General features: G+C 41.3%; 1 rRNA gene. It reads right to left on the reverse strand.

Annotated elements, in window-relative coordinates:
* Positions 1-104 (reverse strand): 5S ribosomal RNA (gene rrf / locus PSH54_RS20775); the annotation flags it as partial.
* Positions 105-254 lie beyond the last annotated feature (150 nt).

The raw sequence follows: 254 nt of genomic DNA on the forward strand, positions 1-254 counted from the left end.
TCCTACTTTCACATAGCAAATGCTACACTATCATCGGCGCTGTTTCGTTTCACTACTGAGTTCGGCATGGGGTCAGGTGGGTCCAAAACGCTATGGTTACCAAGCAAATTAGGTGCAAAGGAGTAATGACAAGCACGTAGTGCTACTATTTCCTTTGCGCAAGGTGCCTCAATGTTAACGCTACGCGCTAAGAGTCACCTCATAAATTTGGAAAATTCTGATAATATTTTTTAAGTCTAAGTATCTATCTACTT

The sequence above is a fragment of the Pseudoalteromonas sp. Angola-30 genome (assembly GCF_028599215.1).
GTDB classification, from domain to species: domain Bacteria; phylum Pseudomonadota; class Gammaproteobacteria; order Enterobacterales; family Alteromonadaceae; genus Pseudoalteromonas; species Pseudoalteromonas atlantica.